This window comes from Bradyrhizobium sp. HKCCYLRH3099, from assembly GCF_051167855.1.
Lineage (GTDB): Bacteria > Pseudomonadota > Alphaproteobacteria > Rhizobiales > Xanthobacteraceae > Bradyrhizobium.
On record NZ_JBNPTW010000015.1, the window covers coordinates 130,955 to 146,701 of the forward strand.

Annotated in this window: 16 protein-coding genes and 1 tRNA gene; 6 read left to right on the forward strand and 11 right to left on the reverse strand. The window is 66.1% G+C overall.

Annotation, left to right across the window (positions count from 1 at the left end; translation table 11 throughout):
• Positions 1-50 precede the first annotated feature (50 nt).
• The 3 genes from ACQR1Y_RS25025 to ACQR1Y_RS25035 all read right to left on the reverse strand — a co-directional run bounded on the left by ACQR1Y_RS25025 (position 51) and on the right by ACQR1Y_RS25035 (position 3,120).
• Entirely contained in the window at positions 51-302 is a 252-nt protein-coding gene (locus ACQR1Y_RS25025; protein ID WP_434856895.1) for an exodeoxyribonuclease VII small subunit, read from the reverse strand.
• A 99-nt stretch (positions 303-401) separates the two neighbouring features.
• Entirely contained in the window at positions 402-1,331 is a 930-nt protein-coding gene (locus ACQR1Y_RS25030) for a histone deacetylase family protein (RefSeq protein ID WP_434856894.1), read from the reverse strand.
• Between the two features lie 112 nt (positions 1,332-1,443).
• A complete protein-coding gene (locus ACQR1Y_RS25035) occupies positions 1,444-3,120 on the reverse strand; it encodes a bifunctional metallophosphatase/5'-nucleotidase (protein WP_434878718.1) in 1,677 nt (558 codons plus the stop codon).
• Between the two features lie 147 nt (positions 3,121-3,267).
• On the opposite strand from ACQR1Y_RS25035, the gene bla reads away from it, so the two are divergent.
• Positions 3,268-4,155, forward strand: coding sequence for a subclass B3 metallo-beta-lactamase (bla, locus tag ACQR1Y_RS25040; RefSeq protein ID WP_434878717.1), 888 nt, complete (start codon positions 3,268-3,270; stop codon positions 4,153-4,155).
• A 3-nt stretch (positions 4,156-4,158) separates the two neighbouring features.
• Here the strand turns inward: bla and solA are convergent, their stop codons facing one another.
• Both solA and ACQR1Y_RS25050 read right to left on the reverse strand, forming a co-directional pair.
• Positions 4,159-5,340 carry an N-methyl-L-tryptophan oxidase gene (gene solA / locus ACQR1Y_RS25045; protein ID WP_434878716.1) on the reverse strand — a complete coding sequence of 394 codons (1,182 nt, stop codon included), beginning with the start codon at positions 5,338-5,340 and terminating at the stop codon, positions 4,159-4,161.
• A 21-nt stretch (positions 5,341-5,361) separates the two neighbouring features.
• A complete protein-coding gene (locus tag ACQR1Y_RS25050; protein WP_434856890.1) occupies positions 5,362-6,126 on the reverse strand; it encodes a crotonase/enoyl-CoA hydratase family protein in 765 nt (254 codons plus the stop codon).
• Positions 6,127-6,356: 230 nt separating this feature from the next.
• Between ACQR1Y_RS25050 and ACQR1Y_RS25055 the strand changes: the two genes are divergently transcribed.
• Complete coding sequence (locus tag ACQR1Y_RS25055; protein ID WP_434878715.1) at positions 6,357-7,166, forward strand: hypothetical protein; 810 nt, start codon at positions 6,357-6,359, stop codon at positions 7,164-7,166.
• A 5-nt stretch (positions 7,167-7,171) separates the two neighbouring features.
• Here ACQR1Y_RS25055 and ACQR1Y_RS25060 read toward each other — a convergent pair whose 3' ends face one another.
• Both ACQR1Y_RS25060 and ACQR1Y_RS25065 read right to left on the reverse strand, forming a co-directional pair.
• Positions 7,172-7,543, reverse strand: coding sequence for a hypothetical protein (locus tag ACQR1Y_RS25060; protein WP_434878714.1), 372 nt, complete (start codon positions 7,541-7,543; stop codon positions 7,172-7,174).
• Entirely contained in the window at positions 7,543-7,950 is a 408-nt protein-coding gene (locus ACQR1Y_RS25065) for a hypothetical protein (RefSeq protein ID WP_434856888.1), read from the reverse strand. The genes ACQR1Y_RS25060 and ACQR1Y_RS25065 overlap by 1 nt, the downstream gene beginning before the upstream one ends.
• Before the next feature lie 398 nt (positions 7,951-8,348).
• On the opposite strand from ACQR1Y_RS25065, the gene ACQR1Y_RS25070 reads away from it, so the two are divergent.
• Positions 8,349-9,617, forward strand: a complete 1,269-nt coding sequence (locus tag ACQR1Y_RS25070) for a DUF892 family protein (RefSeq protein WP_434856887.1) — start codon at positions 8,349-8,351, stop codon at positions 9,615-9,617.
• Between the two features lie 342 nt (positions 9,618-9,959).
• On the opposite strand, the gene ACQR1Y_RS25075 is transcribed toward ACQR1Y_RS25070, so the two are convergent.
• Positions 9,960-10,217 (reverse strand): hypothetical protein, encoded by a 258-nt coding sequence (locus ACQR1Y_RS25075; protein WP_434878713.1) that lies wholly within the window; start codon positions 10,215-10,217, stop codon positions 9,960-9,962.
• A 200-nt stretch (positions 10,218-10,417) separates the two neighbouring features.
• Positions 10,418-10,783 (reverse strand): hypothetical protein, encoded by a 366-nt coding sequence (locus ACQR1Y_RS25080; RefSeq protein WP_434878712.1) that lies wholly within the window; start codon positions 10,781-10,783, stop codon positions 10,418-10,420.
• 166 nt (positions 10,784-10,949) lie between these two features.
• Between ACQR1Y_RS25080 and ACQR1Y_RS25085 the strand changes: the two genes are divergently transcribed.
• A complete protein-coding gene (locus tag ACQR1Y_RS25085; RefSeq protein ID WP_434878711.1) occupies positions 10,950-11,642 on the forward strand; it encodes a phytanoyl-CoA dioxygenase family protein in 693 nt (230 codons plus the stop codon).
• 125 nt (positions 11,643-11,767) lie between these two features.
• Here ACQR1Y_RS25085 and ACQR1Y_RS25090 read toward each other — a convergent pair whose 3' ends face one another.
• Together ACQR1Y_RS25090 and ACQR1Y_RS25095 are read right to left on the reverse strand one after the other, a co-directional pair.
• Positions 11,768-12,061, reverse strand: coding sequence for an HdeA/HdeB family chaperone (locus ACQR1Y_RS25090; RefSeq protein WP_434856883.1), 294 nt, complete (start codon positions 12,059-12,061; stop codon positions 11,768-11,770).
• Between the two features lie 1,033 nt (positions 12,062-13,094).
• Complete coding sequence (locus tag ACQR1Y_RS25095; protein WP_434878710.1) at positions 13,095-14,873, reverse strand: acyl-CoA dehydrogenase; 1,779 nt, start codon at positions 14,871-14,873, stop codon at positions 13,095-13,097.
• A gap of 292 nt (positions 14,874-15,165) precedes the next feature.
• Between ACQR1Y_RS25095 and ACQR1Y_RS25100 the strand changes: the two genes are divergently transcribed.
• Both ACQR1Y_RS25100 and ACQR1Y_RS25105 read left to right on the forward strand, forming a co-directional pair.
• A tRNA-Gln gene (locus tag ACQR1Y_RS25100) sits at positions 15,166-15,240 on the forward strand.
• 336 nt (positions 15,241-15,576) lie between these two features.
• Complete coding sequence (locus ACQR1Y_RS25105; protein WP_434878709.1) at positions 15,577-15,744, forward strand: hypothetical protein; 168 nt, start codon at positions 15,577-15,579, stop codon at positions 15,742-15,744.
• Positions 15,745-15,747 lie beyond the last annotated feature (3 nt).

Below are 15,747 nucleotides of genomic sequence, written 5' to 3' on the forward strand. Positions count from 1 at the left end.
AAAAAATTCCAGGCGGGATCCCGGCCACGTGCGGGGCGGCCGTGAGCGGACTACTGCACGTCGAGCGGCGCGGTCCCGGTCGCCCGGCCGCTGGCGTCGGTGGTGATTTTCTCGACCCGGGCCTCGGCCTGGCGCAGCAATTCCTCGCAACGACGCTTCAGCGCCTCGCCGCGCTCGTAGATCGCCACCGACTCCTCCAGCGGCACCTTGCCGTCCTCGAGCCGTTTCACGATCGATTCCAGCTCCTCGATCGCGCGCTCGAACGACAGCTTCTTGACGTCGGTGACAGTGGTGTCCGCCATGCGGGTTCCCTGCAGATACACAACTCCGGGGCCGTGCTTTTACACTCCGTCCAGGGCTCTGTCAGGTCCCGACCGGGCAGATCGGCCGGAACCTGGGGATTACGCCCCGGTCAGGGCCGCGACGTGGGCCGAGACGGATTCTTTCAGTCCCTGAAGGTCATAGCCGCCCTCCAGGACCGAAACGACGCGGCCGCCGGCGGTCTTCTCGGCGAGATCCATCAGCTTTCGGGTCACCCAGCCGAAATCTTCCGCGCGCAGATTCAAGGATGCGAGCGGGTCGCGATAATGCGCGTCGAAGCCAGCCGAGATGATCACGAGCTCCGGGCTGAACTTGGTCAGCTGCGGCAGGATCAGGTTCTCGAAGGCGGATCGGAACTCCAGGCTGCCGTCCTCCGAGGCCAGCGGCGCGTTGACGATGGTGTCGTGCTCGCCGCGCTCGCCGCGGGCGCCGGTGCCGGGGAACAGCGGCATCTGGTGGGTGGAGCAGTACATCACGCTCTTGTCGGCCCAGAAGATGTCCTGTGTCCCGTTGCCGTGGTGGACGTCGAAATCGATGATGGCCGCGCGCTCGATGCCGAAGGTGCGCTGGGCGTAGCGGGCCGCGATCGCGACATTGTCGAAGAAGCAGAAGCCCATCGGCTTGGCGATCTCGGCATGGTGGCCCGGCGGGCGCACCGCCACGAAGGCGTTCTTGTGCTTGCCGGACATCACGGACTCGGTGGCCGCGACGGCGCCGCCGACGCCTCGCATCACGGCTTCCCAGGTGCCGGGCGACATCGAGGTGTCGCCGTCGAGATAGATGATGCCGGAGGTCGGCGCCATCTGGCGCAGTTCGGTGACGTAGTGCTCGTTGTGGCAGAGCAGCGCCAGCTCGATATCCGCCTCGGGCGCCTCGTCGCGATCGAGCAGCGCGAAGCGTTCCTCGGTCAGCGCCTCCTCGACGGCGCGCAGGCGGTCGGCACGCTCGGGGTGTCCGGACGGTGTGGCGTGATCGAGGCAGGCTTCGTGAGAAAGATACAGCGTCGACATCAGGGCTCTGCCACTCGCGCGTTGCGGGAGTGCCCAATCTATGCGCTGAGCGCAGCCTCGGAAAGAGCCTCGACGGCGATATGACCGGCTTTCCGCCCAGTGAGGCCAGGGATCACTGGGCCTTGTTGACGATGCGGTCGCGCGGTGGCGGGCCGAGCGGGCTGTTGGCCTTGAGATAGGCGAACAGGGCCTCGTCGTCATAGACGCCGGTGAGCGGATCGCGGCCGCTCTTGAACGCGGTGAAGCCGTCGCCACCCAAGGCGAGATAGTTGTTGAGGGTCACGCGATAGGACGCCGCCGGATCGATCGCCGTGCCGTTCAGCGTCATGGACGCGGCATCGACGCGTGATCCGGCAGGCTGTTTCGGATCGAACGCATAGCTGAACCCGCGAGAGATTTGCAGGATGCGCGGCCGCGCCGGATCGAGCCATTGCTGCTCCAGCGCCGCCTTGATCTCGGCACCGGTCAGGGTGACCGTCGTGAGCTGATTACGAAACGGCTGGCTGGCGAACACGTCGGCAAAGGTGACCGTGCCGTCGTCACGGCGCGCGAGATCGGTGCGGATGCCGCCGGGATTGGTCATCGCGATGACCGCGCCGCCCTTGTCGGCGGCCGAGGTCGCCGCGAGCTGGGCATCGGCGATGACGTCGCCGAGCACGCTCTCGCCGGCGGCATTCGGCAGGCGCGACAGCACCTGCGTGATAGTGCCCGCGGGCCGGTTGGCGATCGGGGCCGCCACCTTTTCATAGGCCTCGATCAGCGCCGTCTGCGCGCCGTCCTTCGGCAGGCTGCCGTCGACGACCATGTTGGTCGCGGTGGCGCTGATCACGTCGCGCGTCGTGCGGTCGAGCTTGACGTCGATCGCGGTCACCAGCGTGCCGAACTTGTCGCCCGAGGTAACCAGCCGCTTGTCGATGGTGCAGACATAGGCCTGGTGGGTGTGGCCGGAAATGACGATGTCGACCGCGCTGTCGAGATCCTTGACGATGTCGACGATCGGGCCGGACAGGCCCGGGCATTCGTTCATGCCGCCGGAGGGCCAGCCGCCCTCATGGATCAGCACGACGATCGCCTGGACGCCCTTCGCCTTCAATTCCGGGATCAGCGCGTTGATGCTCTCGGCCTCGTTGCGGAATTCGAGGCCGGCGGCGCTCGCCGGCGAGATGATGCCCGCGGTGCCCTTCAGGGTCAGGCCGATAAAGGCGACGGGAATATCCTCGAAGGTGCGAATTTCATAGGGCGGAAAAATCGTCTTGTCGGTGCCCGCGATGAAGGTGGACGCCGCGAGGTAGTGGAATTGGGCGCCGGAGAACGGCTCGGGGCCGCGGCAGCCGTCGGTCGGATGGCAGCCGCCGTTCTGCATGCGCAAGAGCTCGGCCTTGCCCTCGTCGAACTCGTGATTGCCGACCGCCGACAGCGCGAGGCCCATTTTCGACATCGACTGGATCGTCGGCTCGTCGTGGAACATCGCCGACAGGAACGGGCTTGCGCCGATCAGGTCGCCCGCCGCCACGAAGATCGTGTTGGGCTGCCCATCCGACAGCAGCTTGATCAGGCTCGCCATGTGCTCGGCGCCGCCGGCCGGAACGACCGTGCTCTTGGTCGGGTCCGCCGGATCGGCGATCCGGATGCCGGAGGCCGGCGGCTTGAGGTTGCCGTGGAAGTCGTTGATGGCAAGGATGCGCAAGGACACCGGCTCGTCCTCGGCATGGACGGGCAGGGCGGCAAGAGCAGCGGCGCTGAGCGCGGCAAGAAGGCAGGCGGCGAAGACGCGGCTGAGTCGGCTCATGGCAAAATCATTCAAGATCGTTCGCGAGGTCAACGGTACGTGTTCAACGGTACGTGTGATGCAGGGCGGCGGAGAAACATGGCTCCCTTACGGAGCGATGACATAAGACGACGTCATAACAACTTTATCGTGAATCGAGAGGCCGTGATGAAAAGAATGATGCTGTTCGCCGCCGCGGTGACGCTGGCGGCCGGTCCTGCTGCAGCGCAAACAATGCCTGACTTCATGAAGCAGGTGATCGCCGGCTGGAATAAGCCGACCGAGCCGTTCAAGGTGATCGACAACATCTACTATGTCGGCACCAACGGCCTTGCCTCCTACTTGATCACGACGCCGCAGGGGCACATCCTGATCGATACGGTGATGCCGGAATCGACCGCGCAGATCGAAAACAGCGTCGGCAAGCTCGGCTTCAAGGTCGCCGACATCAAATACATCATCAACACCCATGCCCATATCGACCACACCGGCGGGCTCGCGCAGATCAAGCAGGAGACCGGCGCGCAGATGGTGGCCGGCGCCAAGGACGTGCCGCTGCTCGAAGGCGGATTCTATCCGGGCCGCGAGGAGCAGACCCATCTGAACTTCCCGCCGGTCAAGGTCGACCGGGCGGTGAAGGAGGGAGACACGGTCACGCTCGGCAGCGTCACGCTGACGGCGCACGAGACGCCGGGCCATTCACCGGGCTGCACCAGCTGGACCACCAATGTGAAGGACGGCGATACGACGCGCAGCGTCCTGTTCTTCTGCAGCGCCACGGTGGCGCTGAACCAGCTGGTTGGGCGGCCGACCTATCCCGGCATCGTCGACGACTACAAGAAGACCTTCGCCTGGGCCAAGAATGTGTATCCGGATATCCTGCTGGCGCCGCATCCGGAAATGTACGACATGGCCGGCAAGCGGGCGAAGATCGCCGACGGCGCGCCGAACCCGTTCGTCAAGCCGGGCGAGTTCAACGCCTATCTCGACAAGCTCGAGGTGCAGTTCAACGAGGGCCTCGCCAAGCAGACCGCGGCGCTGTCGTCCGGCAAGTAGCCGTCACGACGGCAGCCGGTCCAGCGTGAAACCGGAGACATCGACTCGCGGCGTTTGGCCGAGCGCCATCGCCGCGAGCGCCTCGCCGACCGCCGGCGAGTGCTTGAAGCCGTGGCCGGAGCAAGGCGAGGCGTAGATGACGTTGTCATCGCCGGGATCACGGTCGATGACGAAGCGGCCGCCGGGCGCATTGGTGTACAGGCAGACCGCGCTGCGCAGGCATGTTGGTCCGAGATCCGGCACAAACGGCCGGACATAGGTCTCGTAGGTCGCTTCGATCTCGTCCGCCGTGACCTCGCGCGGCACGTGATCCGGATCGGTCTCTCCGGTCAGGACTTCGTTGGCGATCTTGACGCCGTTGTCGGGCGAGCCGAGCCAGGGAAAGCCGTAGATGTCGGAGGCGGTGCGCTCGCGCCCCGTCACGTCCCAGATGAAGACCGGCGCGCCGTTGCCGAAGCGTTGCGGGTTGGACAGCACCTCGAACCAGTACAGCACCTGCCGCGTGATCGTCACGCGTCGCTGCAGCGGCGCGATCAGCTCGGTGATCCACGGGCCGGTGGTCACGATCAGCGTCGTCGCCGACGCGGTCGTGCCGTCGTCCATGGTCACCATGAGCTCGCCGCCGGCACGGCGGAACGACGTCACCCGCCGGCCGGTCAGCAGCTCGGCGCCGAGCCGCGCGGCGACGGCAAGCTCGGCGCGCACGCAGTCCTCGACCAGCAGGTAGCCGCCCTCGCGGTCGAGAAATGCGCGATCGCCGGGCAGGGTGGCGAAGCCCGGATAATCGGTCCGCAGCCGCTCCGGGGAAATCGTTTCACCGTCCACGCCGTGCAGCCGCGCAGCGGTCTCGATATTGGCGAAGAACTGCGCGCTGCTGACACCATGCACCTCGCCGCCGTCGCGGGCCGGAATGAACAGGCAGCCGCATTGCTCGAACAGATGCGCAGCCGTTTCGCGCTCCAGTTCGCGCCAGATCTGGTGCGAGCGCTGCGCCAGCGGCGTGTAGTCGACGCCTTCGCCGATCGCCGCGCGGGTGATGCGGGTCTCGCCATGGGTCGAGCCGAACACATGTGGCGGCTGGAAACGGTCGATGCCGAGCACCCGCTTTTCCGCTCTGGCGAGATGCAGCAGCGCGGCGCTGCCGACCGCGCCGCAGCCGATCACGATGACATCAAAACTGGGCATGCGCGTCCGACGGTCCCGGCGTCACTTTTTCTTCTTGCGCGACAGGAACGCCTTGAACGCGCCGATCGCTTCCTCCGAGGTCATGCGCTCGGCGAACAGATAGGCCTCCTGGTCGATGCGGCGGGTCAGTTCGTCCGGCGCGGTCCGGATCAGCTTGCGGCCGATCGCCACCGCCTCGGCCGGCAGCCGGCAGATGTCGCGTGCCACCTTGTGCGCCTCGACCTCGGTATGTCCCGGCGCCACCACCGTGTTGACGAAGCCGGCGATCTGCGCATCCGCCGCGGTCATGGTACGCCCCATCACCAGCATCGCGAACGCCCGCTGATAGCCCATGGTCTGCGGCATCAACAGGCTCGATGCGCCTTCCGGCACCAGGCCGAGATGGATGAACGGTGTGGAGAATGTCGCCGTGGTCGAAGCCAGCACGTAGTCGCAATGGAACAGCATCGTGGTGCCGATGCCGATCGCGACGCCGTCGACGGCGGCGATGATCGGCTTGGCGTTGTGCGCCAGCGAGTAGAGGAATTTGGTCGCGGCCGATGTGCGCACCGCCTCGCTCCCCGCATGGCCGGCGTGCAGAAAATCCTCGAGATCGTTGCCGGCCGTGAACACGCCCGAGCCGCCGGTGATGATGATGCATCGCACCAGCGGATTGTTCTGCGCGGTGTCGATCGCGTCGCTCATGCCGAGATACATGGCCTGGGTGATCGCGTTCTTCTTTTCCGGGCGGCGAAGCTTGATCGTCCGCGTCTCGCCCTCGTCGGTGACGATCAGATGGTCGGTCATGGGCTCCTCGCGCCTGTGCGCCGGCGGCTGCATCGCCGCCGGTCGTGTGTCGAGTCGTTGCGACCGCTTCAGCCTACATCATCCGCCGACGGTGCCAAAGGCTGAAGCGGCCCATGTGGTCAGGGTCCGCGTGTGCTCTGCCGCGACCACACGCGCGGGTTAATGATTGGTTTGCGACGGTATCGCGGCTAAAGTCTCCGCGTTCCAAGCCCACCTGGAAGGCCGATCGGATGACGCAATTGTTTGTCGTGCTGCTGTCGCTGCTGCTGTGCTGCGTCTTCGCTGACGGCGCCGAGGCCGCCGCGACCGACCGCGCGCTGCTGTCGCTGTTCTGCGCGCCCAAGGCGATCGCCGGCTCCACCTGCAAGCGGGCCAAATCCTATCCCGACGCCGAGGGCCGTCGTTGCGACGTCAAGCTGAGCGATCAGCGTCACGAGGGACGTTTCGTCGCCTCCGGACATCCGCTGCTGATCGTGAGCTATGGCAGCGCGTGCGAGGCGCATGTGAACAATTTCGGCGGCTCGGTGCTGTTCGAGCAGACGGGCGCCGGCTACGTCTTCCGTGGCTACCAGCCGGGCATGCTGGTGGATCAGTGTCTCATCGCCGGCAAGGCCGAGGGCCTCGACGTGCTGGTCTGCCTGGTCGGAGGCATGGGGCAGGGCATTGTCGAGACCGGCGTGGCGCGCGTCAGCTTCGGCGGGGGCGGCGGCGAGCCGATCAGAATGTCCTACGACTTTCTGCTGCAGGCCGAGGATACGACGGGCGCCTATGTGGCCAACGTCGTGACCTGCTCGGAGCGCTTGAAATATTTCGACCTGTCGAAGCTCACCGCCGGGTCGAGCCCCGGCACCGTCGTCGCCGCCGTCAGCTATGCCGACAGCGAGACGATCGCCACGGCGTGCGGCAAGGGTTTTCCGAAGCCGAAGGATGCGGAGGAACTGCGCGAACTCGCGCCAGGCGAAGCCTATGTTCCGGAAGGCTATGCTAAGACCGGCAGCGTCATCATCGACATCGAGAGCCGCACGGCCAAACTGCGCTGAGCTAGCTAGCGCGATCCGTCGGAGCGCGGCGGCGCGGCGGGCGGGCGCGGCGCGCCGCCTGGCGCCTGCTGCCGCGCGGCCTCGCGCCGCAACGCCTGCTCGAGCACCGCGAGCCGTGTCGCCATGCGCGTCAGTTCGTCATGCATCGAGCCCTGCACGGCGGTGACCGCGTGCTGCACCTCGCGCAGCGCGTCGCGCTGCGTTTCCGCCTTGAGGATCTTGAACTCGGCCTCCATCGAGGTGAGCCGCTGATTGACCGCCCGGATCGCCTCGGCGATCTCCTTCTGGCCGTCCTGCAGCGCGCGGACGTGATCGACCAGCCGCAGATGATCGGTCAGTTCCTCGACCGTCTTGCCGATGTTGCTGCGGCCCCACATTACTTCACCGACCTCAGCAGCGTCCGGATCGTGGCGAGATGATCCTCGGGCGTTCCGAGCCGCGCCGAGATCGCGCTCATGAGATCCTTTCGCAGCTCCGACAGTTCCTCCTCCGGCGTGACCCGCTCGGCGGGTTCGTCATACGGCGCCCGCCGCGGCTCCACCTCGACGGGACGCGGCGCCACGTCGCGCGGCGTGATGTCGAAATAGGGCGGCCGCTCATACACCGGGATGTGCGGAGCCTGGCGCGCGGAGGTGACGCGCCCCAGCGACGGAAATCGCGACGGCGGCGCTTGCGCCGGCCGCTCGATCTGGTCGATCAGCGCCGCCAGCGCGAGGTCCATGTTGCTGTCGTCGGGTTCGTCGTCGACGACGTGATAGGACGGCTGCCGTGCAGACGCCGTCATCGTCAGCGATGGCGGGGCGAGGGAGGATGCGTGCGCACGGAGACGTCCGATGACGCGGCGAAGTCGTTCGCCGAGACCGGGTTTCTCCCTGGCTGGTGTCCGCATCAACATCTCACTCTCCAGCACAACAGCTTAGGCGAGCAGGGAAAAGCTTAGCAAGGGCGGCGGCCCAACTGCCAACAGGATGTCGTCGCAAAGTCACCGCATTTTAGGCCGGCCGTGTGGATTGCGACAGGGGGCGCGACAACATTCGCATGAACCGCCGAGTGCGACCCAGGGTGCATATGACGTGACCCGGGCTGTCGCGAGCGGCCAAGTTCCGGGCCGAGAGGTAAGGAACAACCATGGGACCGCGCCGTTCGGACAATGCGTCCCCCCGCCAACGTCCGAGGCCTTCCATGTATCACCATGTCAAGAAGCTGATGTTCACCGTCCGTGTCGACGAGCCCGATCCGCGTTTCGGCAACATGCTGCTGGAGCAGTTCGGCGGCGCCAATGGCGAGCTCGCCGCCGCCATGCAGTACTCGATCCAGGGCCTCAATTGCGAGGATCCCGATCGCAAGGACCTGCTGATGGACATCGGCACCGAGGAGCTGAGCCATCTCGAAGTGGTCGGCACGCTCGCTCGCATGCATCTGAAGCCCGCCAAATTCGACCGCGAGGCGGCCGAGGCCGATCCGCTGATCGCGATTGCCGGCGGTGGCGGCGTCAACCTGTTCAACTCGCAGGGCAGCGCTTGGACCGCCGACTATCTCAAGATCACCGGTGAGCTCGACGTCGACCTGCGCAGCAACATCGCGGCTGAGGCCCGCGCCAAGATCGTCTATGAGCGGCTGATCAACTTCACCGACGATGCCGGCACCAAGGACGCGCTGCAGTTCCTGATGACGCGCGAGATCACGCACATGAAGGCGTTCGCGCTGGCGCTGGAGAGCATGAACAAGCCGGCCTTCAGCGTCGGCCGCATCGCGCCGACGCCGGGCCTCGTCGATCAGTTCTTCAACGATTCCACCGGCTCCGGCGATCACGGCGAGATCGACACCCGCGGCCCCTGGAACGAGGGCGGCGACTGGGTCTTCACCGAATCGCCGGCGATCCAGGCCGGCGAGAACGGTGCGTCCAGCGCGATCGTCACCGAGAGTTCGCCTCCGGCCGACGAGGCCGGCCTCGGCGAGCTCCTGATCGAGGAACTGCGCGACATCCTGCACGCCGAGAAGCAGCTCACCAAGGCGCTGCCGAAGATGGCGGAGGCCGCACGGTTCGATCAGTTGCGCGAATTGTTCGAGCAGCACCTGGTCGAGACCGAGGCCCAGATCGAGCGCATCAACGAGTGCTTCGAGCTGCTCGGCACGACGCCGAAGGCCAAACCCTGCAAGGGCATGATGGGCCTGGTCGAGGAAGGCCAGGAGATCATCGCGCAAGGCGAGGAGAAGGAGGATGCCGCCGCCGATCTCGCGCTGATCGGCGCCGCGCAGCGGGTCGAGCATTACGAGATGTCCGGCTACACGACCGCTCGCAACCTCGCCTCGCAGCTCCGCCACAGCGCCGTCGTCGCGCTGCTGTCGAAGTCGCTGGCCGAGGAGGAAAACGCCGACCAGCTCCTCAACCAGGTCGCAAGATCGCTGATGTCGGTCGCCAAGATGCCGGCCGCGATCGAGCAGGCATGATTGGAGGAGGGCGGATGACGGAGCGTCATCCGCCGCCTTCCCAAACAAAGCGGCGGGTTACGCCGTCGACCACACGCCCGAGACACCGTCGCGCGAGGCACGCTTCCACCCTCCCCTGGAGGGGGGCTGTGACGCATTGCCCCGACCATCCAGCGTCGTATGGCCCTCGTCCCGGCCATCGACGTCCATCGGCATGGGGTGTGATACGGAGTCGTGCCTCCGCCGCATTGAGTTGCTTTCGACGGGGCAGGCGAGGTGAAGCAAGCCGCTCGGGCAAACGCGCGCGGCGGCTGTGCGCCGCCACGACATTTGAGGTGCTATCGTCTGTCGCGTCCTGCGGATCTATGCTGTGTAGTTCCGCCACCGCTCCACGCGCCGGACATGCACCGGCGTCAGGCAGCGCCGGGCGCGGTTGATCTGCGCGTCGGTCGCGCCGCGGCTGCGCGCATACATCTCGGCGACTTCGGCGGTGTACTTCTCGACGTAGTAGCGGACATCCGAGCACGACATCCGCGTCTCCGCACCGGACTCGCTCGCCGCCTGAAGCTCAGATCCCATCGCCAGGATCAGCAGCCCCGCAGCCATCACGCCCCGCAACATCGACATTCTCCCCTGATCGCATGGCCTGCTAACAGCGGTGAATCGTGTCGGCGGCGCAAATTAACAATCGCCCGCCCGCGAAGTCTGACGCGCAGTGTTGCTTGGCGGCGTCACCGCAGTGTCACGGGCGGATGCCGGTACGCAACGGTTCCCATCCGGGAACTGTGAGTCGGGCGATCATGATTGCCGTTGACGAGGACTCAGACCGTCACGCTCTGGTTCGACGCGCCGGTGCCGCTGTTGCCGGAGGCGCTTTGGGCATTGTAGCCCTGCGCGCCCTTGCCGCTGCTGTCCGATGCGGCCGCGGTCTTCGTCACCTCCGTCGATCCGTCGGAGTAGGTGATGGTCGTGGTGGTGACGCCGTCGAGCGTGATCGAGACCTCGCTGACCACGGTCTTGCTCGAGGACGAGCCGCCGCTGTCGGAGGAGCTTTCCGAACTGCTGCCGGCCGAGCTCGTGGCCGATGACGCGGCGGTCGTCGACGAGGTGGCGGTGGTGGTCGATGTGGCGGTGGTGGCCTGGGCCGAGACCGTGGACAGAGGAGAACTGACGGAGCTGATCGACATGGGACTCTCGCGTGAAGAGGGACGAACCGCGCGGTTCGTTTGTTCACCGCCACGGGAGCGCGGAGCTGGCGTGACGACTTGCGTCTGATTGTGTCCGTGCAACGCTGCGCTGTCGCCGAGCGGACGATTGCCAAACGTCTTGGATGCGCTCTAATCTCAATCGCGCATGACCGTCGAGTTCTCCTCTCTCCGCAAGTCCCGCTTTGCTGATGCCGGTTCGGTGCATGTCCCGGCATCGCTCGATGCGTCGGCCTTGCACGGACTTTTCGCCGCCTTGTCCGGCTACGCACCAGCGCAGGCCGGCACGCGTCTGCACGGCGTGGCAGCGTTGACACCGTTTCTCGCCAATGACGGCCCGATCGGTCGCGCCGCCGCCGCCGTTCTCGGGGACGCGACGCGCCCGGTTCGCGCCGTTTACTTCGATAAGACGGCTCAGGCCAACTGGGCCGTGCCATGGCATCAGGACCGCACCATCGTGGTCCGTGACCGCATCGAAGTCGTAGGCTTCGGCCCTTGGACGATAAAAGGCGGCCTGCAGCATGTCGCGCCGCCCTACGAGGTGCTGGCGCGCATGGTCACCCTGCGCGTCCATCTCGACGCCGTGCCGGCCGGCAATGCTCCACTCCTGATCGCCCCCGGCTCGCACCGGCTCGGCCGCATCGCGGAGGCTGATGTGCCCAACGTCGTCGCACGCTGCGGCACCGCTGTGTGCCGCGCCGAGCCGGGCGACATCTGGCTGTATGCGACGCCGATCCTGCACGCCTCGGAGCCGTCGTCGCAGCCCGGGCATCGCCGCGTGCTGCAGGTCGACTTTGCGGCGGACGAGTTGCCGGGTGGGCTGATGTGGTTGGGCGTATGAGCCGGCCGGACGGATTAGCGGGATAGGCGCAGCGTCATCAGTCGTTCGAGGAGCGGTGAGACGGCGGGTTACGCTGGCGCTAACCCGCCATTCGCAGCCTGGTTCAGCAATAGGTCGGTGGTCTGTTACTTGCCGAGGATCTTCTCCGCCGCCGTCACGATGCTGACCGTCGGATGCTCGGCGCAATATTTGCCGAACTTCTTGGCGTTGGCGACGAACTCCTCGGTGTCGAACAGCGCTTCGTCCTGGTCGCCCTTGTACCAGCCGTCCAGCCAGATCAGCACCATCTTGATGGTGTCGTCGCCGCTCTCGACGAACTGCTTGCAGCTCATGGTCGACAGATCGAGAACGACGGCGGAGGCCGGAGCGGACGACAGCATGAAGGCGGCGGCAAACAGCGCGGCGACGAGCGATTTCATGGATGGTCTCCAAACGATGTGATGAAAAGCAATGAACTATGCGGAGCGTGACCGTCCCCTTCGCGGAGGCCATGAATGAATTGGCCCGATGCGACGGAGCAGTCCGGCTAGCACTGGCTGGAGCGCTCCGGGAAGTCAAGGGACGGAGCCCCGTGTGCGGCAATGCGTGCCCGACGGGCAAATCACGATCATCCGAAGCAAACCTGTCAAGATATTCGGAAAAACATAAATCGCTTGGCCGCCTCCCCAAATCAGCAGTATGGTCCGCATATCCCGTTGCACGGTAGGGGACGGTTCGCGGTCGTCACGGACGTTGGCAGCGGGATGCGGTGGACGCGGGCGGCGCAGTGCTTTCGGGCACGGACGAACGTCGGCTCGCGGACGGTGAAGGCGTGTGGTTCTGATACTCCGATGCTAGTATCCAGCGTAATGCGCGAAAGCGCATTGCGCGACATGGTGGCCAGAAAGCCCGGTGCACCAGGAAGAGCGCGCTATAGCCTGTTAAAACCATCGCGCGGGGAAGGCCGGGTCTGTCCGGCTGGACCTGTGGTGACTGCCGCCTGCTTTGTTTTCTGCAGGCGGGCCACGGGCCTCAGCCGAGGCCCGGCCTTCCTCGCGCCCTCCACTTGGAGAGGGCGAGACTCGAGAGCATAGCTCGGGCGCGGAATGCGTCGCGAGAGCGCGGACGCTCATCTGATCGCGACGGGCTGTTTGATAGAGTGGATTGGGACTTTGCCGTTTGCGTCATTGCGAGCGCAGCGAAACAATCCAGGACGGAGCGAAGACTCTGGATTGCTTCGCTGCGATTGCAATGACGGAATGTGGGGTAGGGCGCGCGCTACAAACTCAGCTGTCATTCCGGGGCGGCGCGCGAAGCGCGGCGAGCCCGGAATCCATCGGCCCGATGCGCAAGATGCGGAATGGATTCCGGGCTCGCCCTGCGGGCGCCCCGGAATGACGATTTGGAAAGAGCGGCGCGTGACCACAACGGTCTCGAACAGGCACGCTCCATGACGCTACGTCAATGCGCCTCTCACGCCACCAGCACGGCGTCCGCGCCGAGCACCGCGTCAGCGCCGTCGGTGACGGTCTTTTCCAGGGACGGTGCCTGCACGGCGAAGGTCTCGGCGAAGAACCGCGCCAGCGCGACATGACGGGCGCCTGCCGTCTCGTTCTCGCTGCGCGCGGCCAGCGCCTCGTTGGCCAGCATGCAGCCGCCGAGCGCGGAGCCGAACAGGCGCAGATACGGCGTGGCGCCGGCGAGCGCGTCGTTCGGGGCTGTGCCGAGCTTCTCCAGCAGCCAGCGGCTGGAGCGGTCGAGCGCGCCCAGGGCTTCGCGGAGCTTGGCGCCGGTGGTGCCGAACGCCGGATCGTTCGAGGCCTCGACGCGGCGAACGATGTCGGTGAGTTCATCGAGCAGCTTGAACACCGAGGCGCCGCCGTTGGCGCCCAGCTTGCGGGTGACGAGGTCGATCGCCTGGATGCCGTTGGTGCCCTCATAGATCGCGGTGATGCGGGCGTCGCGATAATGCTGCGCGGCGCCGGTCTCCTCGATGAAGCCCATGCCGCCATGGATCTGCACGCCGAGATAGGCGACCTCGTTGCCGATGTCGGTGGAGAAGGCTTTCGCAATCGGCGTCAGCAGCGCGCCGCGCGCGGCGGCCTCGCTGCGCACCGCAGGATCCTTGGCGCGCACGGACACGTCGAGCGCCACGGCCGTTGCGTAGCAGATCGAGCGCGCGGCGGCGGTGAGAACGCGCATCTGCATCAGCATGCGCTTGACGTCGGGATGGGCGATGATCGCGTCGGAGCCGGTCGCCTTGCTGCCGACGGCGCGGCCCTGCTTGCGCTCCTGCGCGTAGCTCAGGGCCTGCTGATAGGCGCGATCGGCGACGCCGACGCCTTCGAGGCCGACGCCGAGCCGGGCCTGGTTCATCATCGTGAACATGCAGCGCATGCCGGCATTCTCTTCGCCGATGAGATAGCCGATGGCGCCGCCATTGTCGCCCATCGTCATGGTGCAGGTCGGCGAGGCGTGCATGCCGAGCTTATGCTCGACGCCGGTGGCGTAGATGTCGTTACGTGCGCCAAGCGAGCCGTCCTTGTTGACGAGGAATTTCGGGATCAGGAAGAGCGAAATGCCCTTGGTGCCGGCCGGCGCATCCGGCAGCCGCGCGAGCACGAAATGCACGATGTTGTCGGTCATGTCGTGCTCGCCATAGGTGATGAAGATCTTGGCGCCGCTGATGCGGTAGGTGCCGTCGCCGGCGCGCTCGGCGCGGGTTCTGAGCGCACCGACGTCGGAGCCGGCCTGCGGCTCGGTGAGCTGCATCGTGCCGGTCCATTCGCCGGAGATCAGCTTGCCGAGATAGATGTCCTTCAGTTCCTGGCTGCCATGGGCGTCCAGCGCCTCGATGGCGGACAAGGTGAGCAGCGGGCACAGGCCGAAGGCGACGTTGGACGCGCTCCAGATCTCGGTGCAGGCGGCGTTGATCGCAAGCGGCAGGCCCTGGCCGCCATGCGCCTCGGGACCGGAGACGGCGTTCCAGCCGGCCTCGGTCCAGCGCTTGTAGGCGTCGGGCCAGCCCGGCGCGGTGGTGACCTTCTTGTCGGCGAGCTTGACGCCATGCTTGTCGCCGATCTTGTTGAGCGGCGCGAGCACGTCGGTGGCAAATTTGCCGGCCTCCTCGAGCACGGCTGTGGTGATGTCGGGATCGAAATCGCCGTAATGGCCGGCCTCGACCGCCGCCTTCAGCCCGGCGCCATGGTTGAGGGCGAGCAGCATGTCGTTGAGCGGGGCGCGATAGGTCATGGCGTGTCCTCGGGGGCTTTGAACGGTTGCCGGTTTGGCCGCCGTCATCCCATGAAACCGCCCAGTCCTCAACTTTTTCGCGTGGGCTCACGCGCAGGCGCCGCGACGGCCCGGGCAGGTCGGGATAAGGGCTTGCCAGGATTGACGAATTGGCCGCGGCGGCGGATCACCGGGCCAGCCTGTAAATTTCCTGCGGCGCGGCGGTTGAAATGGACGGTCGCGCTCTGTAGACCACGGTCGCCGACCCCGGAATCGCGCAGGCCCGTGCGCCCCGCCGATCCGGATGGCCTGATGGGGCGTAGCCAAGCGGTAAGGCAGCGGATTTTGATTCCGCCATTCGGAGGTTCGATCCCTCCCGCCCCAGCCAGCGGCCCCGCTGTCCCTGAAATTGCTGATGAATTCGGCCTGGCTGGAGCTCTGCTGCACGGCTCTACGAAATGTCGCTATTGCACCTTGTGTTGCAGCGCGCGTCGCTGGCGCGAGCAATGGTGCGCGAGCCGGTCTCTTGCTGCTCGAATGGCGCGAGGCGGCTGCAACGGCGGAGGGCTTCGCGGTGCCCATTCTCCAACCGACAAACAAGTCGCTACGATCATTCCGCGTCCCCGGCCTTCATCAGAAAATATTCGATGGGGCTTCTGTTGTGGATCCGGCAGATCAGGTTGGGACGTCTCGCGTCTCGGTGTTCGTCAGGAGGGAGCAGTCCATGAGCTATCGTGCGTTCGGTCGACATGCGCGCGGTCTTGCGATGGCACTCCTGCTCACGCTGCCGGTTGCGGCCCAGGCGGATGTGTCGCGCGGCGGGACCTTGCGCTTCCTGGTCGAGCAGGAGCCGACCACGCTGGTGACGATCGCCCATACCGCCGGGCTCTGAAAC